Annotated in this window: 5 protein-coding genes; 2 read left to right on the top strand and 3 right to left on the bottom strand. The window is 63.2% G+C overall.

The annotated features are described in order from the left end of the window. Together EN991_RS19670 and EN991_RS19665 are read right to left on the bottom strand one after the other, a co-directional pair. Window positions 1-2,608 (bottom strand): PAS-domain containing protein (locus EN991_RS19670; RefSeq protein ID WP_164769208.1); only part of this gene is annotated, 2,608 nt, incomplete at its 3' end. 208 nt (window positions 2,609-2,816) lie between these two features. Next, complete coding sequence (locus tag EN991_RS19665) at window positions 2,817-3,026, bottom strand: hypothetical protein (RefSeq protein ID WP_024503137.1); 210 nt, start codon at window positions 3,024-3,026, stop codon at window positions 2,817-2,819. Between the two features lie 397 nt (window positions 3,027-3,423). Between EN991_RS19665 and mscL the strand changes: the two genes are divergently transcribed. After that, the gene (gene mscL, locus EN991_RS19660; RefSeq protein WP_013533610.1) at window positions 3,424-3,846 is read left to right on the top strand and encodes a large conductance mechanosensitive channel protein MscL; all 423 of its coding nucleotides are present in this window, start codon (window positions 3,424-3,426) and stop codon (window positions 3,844-3,846) included. A 112-nt stretch (window positions 3,847-3,958) separates the two neighbouring features. Then, the gene (locus EN991_RS19655) at window positions 3,959-5,125 is read left to right on the top strand and encodes a pyridoxal phosphate-dependent aminotransferase (RefSeq protein ID WP_127369353.1); all 1,167 of its coding nucleotides are present in this window, start codon (window positions 3,959-3,961) and stop codon (window positions 5,123-5,125) included. Between the two features lie 72 nt (window positions 5,126-5,197). On the opposite strand, the gene hemA is transcribed toward EN991_RS19655, so the two are convergent. Continuing rightward, a partial coding sequence (gene hemA / locus EN991_RS19650) for a 5-aminolevulinate synthase (RefSeq protein ID WP_127369352.1) occupies window positions 5,198-6,223 on the bottom strand: 1,026 nt, incomplete at its 5' end.

The raw sequence follows: 6,223 nt of genomic DNA, 5'->3' as shown, positions 1-6,223 counted from the left end.
CATCCGGCTTCATCGCGCCGGCATCGAGGCGGGAGATGTCGAGCACGGCGCCGAGAATCGTCTCGACCGATTCCAGCGAGGATTCGATGTTCACGGCCGCCTTGCCGGCAGGTCCCTTGCCGGCCTTCTCGATCAGCGAGGAGCAATAGAGCCGGGCGGCGTTCAGCGGCTGCAGGATGTCGTGGCCGGCGGCGGCGAGGAAGCGCGTCTTGCCGAGATTGGCCTCCTCGGCCAGCATCTGTGCCTGCGCCAGTTCCTCATTGACCCGGGTCAGTTCGATGGTGCGCGTCTTGACGCGCTGCTCCAGCGATTCATTGGCACGCTTCAGTGCCAGGTCCTGCTCGACGCGACCGGAAATGTCGGCATAGGTGGCGACGATGCCGCCGTCCGGCATCGGGTTGGAACGCAGTTCCAGGATGCGGCCCGAGGTTTTCAGCTCCATCTGCCATGGGCTGACGAAGCTGGTCAGCCGGTTGAGCATGGCCACACGCTGATCGGCAGGGATGTCGCCGCGCTCGGCGAGATGGCGCAGGATGCGGTCGAGCGAGACGCCGACCTGGCCCATCTCGTCGGGCAGGTCGAACAGTGCCCGGTACTGGCGGTTCCAGCAGATCAGGCGGAAATCCCGGTCGAAGACGGTGATGCCCTGTTCCATCTGGTCGAGCGCGATCTGCAAGAGGTCGCGGTTGTGCTGCAGCGCCTCGGTGGCGTCGTCGAGCAAGCGGAAGGCATCTCGGGATTCGCGGTCGTGGCGCCGAAACAGCAGCGACAGGATCAGTCGTGCCGAGGAGGAGCCGACGGCGCTGGCCAGCAGCTGCTCGGAAAAGCGGATGACGTCCATGCTCGCCTGCTCGTTGCCGTGCAGAGAGGCTCCGTTGGTCTTTTCGAACGACTGGAAGGAGCGCTCGGTGCGCTCGACGCCGAGATAGCGCCCGATCGTGTCCTTCAGGTCGTTGACGGTGATGGCGGTGCGGAAACGGCGCAGGCTGGGCATCGGGCCGGCATCGCGCGGCACGAAGATCGACGCCTGGATGCGTTCCAGCGGCACCGACGCGCGCGACAGCGAGCCGAGCACGAAAAACACCGCATTGATCGACAGGCTCCATAACACGCCGTGGTTCAGCGGTTCGGCGACGGTGCCGAACAGGGCCTGCGGCCGCAGCGCCTCGAAGCCGAACAGCCCGTGCACGATGATGCCGGTATCGGCCGCGGCAAGCGACGGCAGGAGCAGTGTGTAGCCCCATACGAGGATGCCGGCGACCATGCCGAGTGCCGCACCCCGGCCGTTGGCGCCGCGCCAGATCAGCCCGCCGATCAGGGCGGGGGCGAACTGGGCGATGGCCGCGAACGACATCAGGCCGATCGACGACAGGCGCGCGCTGTTGGTGCTCTCGCGGTAGTAGAGGAAGGCGATGAACAACAGGATGAAGATCGCCCCGCGCCGCACATTGAGGATCAGCGTCGACCAATCCTCGGTCTCGGAGGTCGAGGTCTTGAGCAGGCGGCGCACGAACAGCGGAATGACGAGATCGTTGGAGATCATGATCGACAGCGCCACGCTTTCGACGATCACCATCGCCGTCGCCGCCGACAGGCCGCCGATGAAAGCCGCCATCGCCAGCACATCATGGCCGCTGAACAGGGGCAGCGACAGCACATAGAGATCGCTGCTGGTTCCGGCGCCGACCAGCGACAGGCCGGCGAAGGCGATCGGCAGCACGAACAGGTTGATCGCCACGAGGTAGAGCGGGAACACCCATGTCGCGGTGCGCAGTTCGGCCTCGCCGCGGTTTTCGACGATGGTGACGTAGAACTGCCGCGGCAGCATGATGATGGCAAAGCCGCTGAGGCACGTCAGCACCAGCCAGGTGGCGAGCGAGGTGTTGTAGCTCATCGCCTGCCGGACCTGCGCGTTCTCGGCGAGCTTGTCGAACATGTCGCCTGGGCCGCCGAAGATCAGGAAGGTGACCATCAGGCCGATCGCCAGGAAGGCGGCGAGCTTGACGACGGTTTCGACCGCCACCGCCAGCACCAGCCCGTCCTGGTGTTCGGTGGCGTCGGCGTGACGGGTTCCAAACAGCACCGCGAACAGCGCCAACAGCATGGCGACGACCAGCGAGATGTCGCTGACGAAGGGATCGAACGAAGGCGGCGATCCCGTATAGTGCTCGACCATCAGGCTGACCGAACCGGATATCGCCTTCAACTGCAGCGCGATATAGGGCACCGCGCCGATGGTGGCGATCAGCGTGGCGATCGCCGCGACGGTGAAACTCTTGCCGTAGCGTGCGCCGAGGAAATCCGCGATCGAGGTGATCTTCTCGGTCTTGGCCAGCCGCACGATACGGTTGAGCAGCGGGAAGCCGAAGACGAAGACGAGCACCGGGCCCGTATAGATGCCGAGGAATTCGAGGCCGCGTTCGGAAGAGAGACCGACCGAGCCGAAGAAAGTCCAGGATGTGCAGTAGATCGCGAGGCTGAGCGCATAGATGAAAGGCCGCCCCCGGCTCGGCTCGGAGATGGCCGAGCGGCGGTCGCCGAGGCTGGCGATGGCAAACAGCAGCGTCACATAGGCGACCGCGATGATGACGATGAACAAGCCCTGCACGCTTGGACTTTCCTCCTCTGCCGTCTTTCTATCCGGCTTGCCCGGACGCAACCACAGCTTGGCGTCCGAGTCCATTGCAGAGCTGTGCAGGACGGCTATCAGGGCGGCGCGTCGGTGTCGTTATGGTGAAGATCGCCGCTGAGCGCCGTGGTTTTCGAAGGTGTGTCGGTAAATGTCTTTCAGATCGCGTTCGGGGCGATGCGTTATCCTATGGCGCATGCGGGAGTTCGGCACGCGCTTCCCGAATAATGTCGTCGATCGACTTTTCGCTGACCGGGCTCTCAAAACCTTCGTTGATCGCCGCCTGAATCGCTTTCCGCTTCTCGTCGGGCGAAAGCGCGTCAAACCAAGCGCGCTGCTCCTTTGTTGGAGCCGCCCACGGATAAACATCAATGCTGATGGTTTCGAGCATGTTCATGAGAACATTATAGGCGAAAACGCCTATAATTTCCAGAAATTCAATGCTGGCTTTGCCGTGCCGTCAATGCGGGAAACCTTGCAAAGAGCGATTGATCGCTCGCGTCAACAACCAGGGGCCCATGCCGTGCTCGGCGGCAATCTGGTCCAGCGTGGTCGTTTTGCAGTGATTCGGCGGCATCTGTGTCGATTTGCATCGCGGGGATGAAATTTCACGCCCTTGTACGCAACGCGTCAAATTCGGCAGAGCTGCCGCCCAAAGTGCCGTAAGGTAAGGAGAAAGCGGTTGTTTTCTCCCTTTTACCCATGTTGCGTCAGGAGGTTTTTGTTATGTTGCCTCAGGTCGATGCCGCAAGGACGGAAACGGCAGCTCGGCCAGTCACGACAAGGAGGGTCGAATGCTGAAAGAATTCCAGGAATTTATTTCCAAGGGCAATGTGATGGACCTTGCGGTCGGCGTCATCATCGGCGCGGCCTTCGGCAAGATCGTCGATTCCCTTGTTAACGATATCATCATGCCGATCGTCGGCGCGATTTTCGGCGGCTTGGACTTCAACAATTATTTCCTTGGCCTCTCCTCGGCCGTCAACGCCACCTCGCTGGCCGACGCCAAGAAGCAAGGCGCGGTCTTTGCCTACGGCAGCTTCATCACTGTCGCGTTGAACTTCCTTATCCTCGCTTTCATCATTTTCCTGATGGTCAAGGCGGTGAACAACATGCGCAAGCGGCTTGAGCGCGAGAAGCCCGCTGCACCGGCGGCTCCGCCGCCAGCCGACGTCGCGCTGCTCACCGAAATTCGCGATCTGCTCGCCAGGCGCTGACCACGGGCAGCATTGCTGGACCAAAACCCCGGTCGTTGGCGGCCGGGGTTTTCTGTTTTCGCATCTGGTAAGGACCGCTGACGAAAACCGCAGACCAAAAACGGATCCGCCCATGACCCTGATCGACAGCTTGCGCACCGAGGCCCGTGCGGCACCCGAAAGTGGCATTGTCGCCGTCGTCAATTACGGCCGCCTGCGCGAAGGCATGATTCCGCTCTGGGCCGGCGAAGGCGACCTGCCGACGCCAGCCTTCATCACCGATGCCGCGTCGAAGGCGCTGGCCGGCGGCGAGACATTCTACACCTGGCAAAGGGGCATCCCCGATCTCAGGCAGGCACTCTCCCGTTACTATGCCAGGCATTTCGGCAAGAATTTCCCGGAGGAAGAATTCATCGTCACCGGCTCCGGCATGCATGCCATCCAGCTGGCGCTCGACGCGCTCGCCGGCGCCGGCGACGAGGTGGTCTACCTGTCGCCGGCCTGGCCGAATTTCGATGCCGCAGCAGGGATAGCGGGAGCCGTCCCAGTCGCGGTCACGCTCGATCATTCCGGCAATGGCTGGTCCTGCGACATCGAGAAGATCGCCGCTTCGATCACGCCGCGCACAAAGGCGCTGTTCATTAACACGCCGTCGAATCCGACCGGCTGGACCGCCGATCACGAGACCTTGCAGGCGATCCTCGCTCTGGCGCGCGCGAAAAACCTCTGGATCATCGCCGACGAGATCTATTCACTGTTCCACTATGGCCACGGCCGCGCGCCGTCCTTCCTCGACATAGCGTCGGCGGAAGACCGTATCCTGTACGTCAACTCCTTTTCCAAGAACTGGGCGATGACCGGCTGGCGCGTCGGCTGGATCAAGACGCATCCGAGCTTGCAGCAGGTGTTCGAGAACCTGATCCAGTATTCGAGCTCCGGCGTCGCCCAGTTCATGCAGCGCGGTGCGGTCGCCGCCCTTGACGAGGGCGACGCCTTCGTCGCCGAACAGGTGGAGCGGGCGCGCAAGGCGCGCGACCTTGTCTGCGGCATCCTCGGCGCCACCGGCCGCGCTGGGTTTACGGTGCCGCAGGGCGCGTTCTATCTGTTTTTCACCGTCGAGGGCATCACCGATTCACGCACCGCTGCCTTCGACATCGTCGACAAGGCCAATGTCGGCCTGGCGCCAGGCACCGCTTTCGGCCCCGGCGGTGAGGCGTTTTTGCGGCTGTGCTTCCACCGCCGTCTCGACCAGATCGAGGAAGCGGCACACCGGCTGGCGAAGTGGATGAAGAACGCCTGAGCCGCTGACGAAGCCCGAATTGAAATCGCTCCGGCGAGCCAGATGGCCGCCGGAGTAGAGTTCCAAACGGCATCAGCCGCCTGACTTGGGCACCAGCAATGGAATGATGCGGTCGCTCTTGGCCACCGAAGGCCGACCGGCGGAGCCGTAGGGGATGCCGAGCGCATCCCAGGTCTCGACCAGCGCATCCTGCAATTCGGCGATCAGCGCATCGGAATGGAACGGCGTCGGCGTGATGCGCAGCCGCTCCGTACCGCGCGGCACGGTCGGGTAGTTGATCGGCTGGATGTAGATGCCGTGCACGCCGAGCAGGCGGTCGCTGGCCATCTTGCAGGCCTCGGGATCGCCGACCAGCAGCGGCACGATGTGCGTCGGCGAATCCATCACCGGCAGGCCGGCGGCCGACAGGATGTGTTTGGTTCTCGCGGCCTGCTGCTGCTGGGCGTCGCGCTCGGCCTGCGAGCGCTTGAGATGGCGGATCGACGCGGTCGCGGCGGCAGCGATCGCCGGCGGCAGTGCCGTGGTGAAGATGAAGCCCGGCGCATAGGAGCGCACGGCGTCGATCACAGCGCTGGTGCCGGTGATGTAGCCGCCCAGCGTGCCGAATGCCTTGGCCAGCGTGCCTTCGATGATGTCGATGCGGTCGGCCAGGCCTTCGCGCTCGGTGATGCCGCCGCCGCGCGGCCCGTACATACCGACGGCATGGACCTCGTCGATATAGGTCATGGCGTTGTAGCGCTCGGCGAGTTCGACGATCTCTTTGATCGGCGCGATGTCCCCATCCATCGAATAGACGCTTTCGAAGACGATCAGCTTGGCGCGTTCGCGCCCCGCCGCCTGCAAAAGGCTTTCCAGATGCGCCACGTCATTGTGGCGGAAGATCTTCTTTTCGGCGCCGGAACGCCGCACGCCTTCGATCATCGAGGCGTGGTTCAATTCGTCCGAGATGATCAGGCAGTTGGGCAAAAGCTTCGCGATGGTCGAGATCGAGGCTTCGTTGGAGACGAAACCGGAGGTGAAGACCAGTGCCGCTTCCTTGTCGTGCAGGTCGGCAAGCTCCAGCTCGAGCTCTACCAGCGGGTTCGAGGTGCCGGAAAT

Origin of the sequence: Mesorhizobium sp. M7A.F.Ca.US.005.03.2.1, from assembly GCF_003997795.1 — a bacterium.
GTDB lineage: Bacteria > Pseudomonadota > Alphaproteobacteria > Rhizobiales > Rhizobiaceae > Mesorhizobium > Mesorhizobium ciceri.
The sequence above is the reverse complement of the archived record's forward strand: the minus strand, read 5'-3'. Positions and strand labels throughout refer to the sequence as shown.

Excerpts from the sequence above, each read along its gene's own strand:
- EN991_RS19665 (WP_024503137.1), bottom strand. The coding sequence starts at position 3,026 with ATGAACATGCTCGAAACCATCAGCATTGATGTTTATCCGTGGGCGGCT.
- EN991_RS19655 (WP_127369353.1), top strand. The coding sequence starts at position 3,959 with ATGACCCTGATCGACAGCTTGCGCACCGAGGCCCGTGCGGCACCCGAA.
- mscL (WP_013533610.1), top strand. The coding sequence starts at position 3,424 with ATGCTGAAAGAATTCCAGGAATTTATTTCCAAGGGCAATGTGATGGAC.